This window comes from Glycomyces sp. NRRL B-16210, from assembly GCF_000719515.1.
Classification (GTDB): Bacteria; Actinomycetota; Actinomycetes; order Mycobacteriales; family Micromonosporaceae; genus Glycomyces.
The window spans coordinates 1-758 of record NZ_JOGR01000025.1 but is presented as its reverse complement, the minus strand read 5'-3'; the positions used below and the strand labels follow the sequence as shown (position 1 = coordinate 758).

The following is a 758-nucleotide window of genomic DNA, read 5'->3' as shown; positions in this document are numbered from 1 at the left end:
GCGGCGAACCTGCACCGCACCGAGTTCGGGTTCTCGGCCCTGCGCGACCTGCTGCTGTCGCAGTTCGACTTCACGTTCAACACCGCCTCGGCCATCGCCGCGATCGCCCGCCTCGCCAGGAAGTTCACCCTCCTGTCCGATGCGGCCACCACGGGAATCGCGCGGATCGACCAGGTCGCCTACGCGGTACGGCAGTTGGACAAGACCCCCGCGATGCGCCTGTTCGCCCGCACCCCCTTCCGGTCCCCCGCACCCTCCCCCTTCGATCCTGCGATCGAGTGCGCGACACCTGAGGCGATGGTGGCCCAGTACTGCATCCACGCCCCCTTCACCGACCTCCGCAGCCACCTCGATGAGCTCTGGGCCGCCATGGCCGAAGAGACCGAGCTGTTCGACGCCCTCGGTGAGCAGTCGATGCAATGGATCACCCTGGCCGAGCAGGGCAACGGCATGTGGACGCTCAACGGTGAACTGTCCGAGGCGACCGGCCGCCTCCTGGACAAGTACCTCCACACCGCGTGTCCCCCTCCCCGCCAAGACGAGCAGGACGCCGAGGGGGCATTGCCCGCCCAGCCCAACCGCCACGCCGAAGCCCTCCACCAACTCCTCGCCGGATACGGCACCTCCCCCGAGGCGGTCACCCGCCACGGCCACACCGCCACCCTCGACCTGGTCGTGGACATCGAGACGTTGCAGGGCAAGGACACCGGCCGCCTGCCCCTCCTCGAAGGCCGCCCCATCTCAGTCGCCGGGGCCCG

Annotated in this window: 1 protein-coding gene; it reads left to right on the top strand. The window is 69.5% G+C overall.

Going from position 1 to position 758, the window contains the following annotated elements:
- Positions 1–758 (top strand): hypothetical protein (locus IF12_RS26395; RefSeq protein WP_035750127.1); only part of this gene is annotated, 758 nt, incomplete at both ends.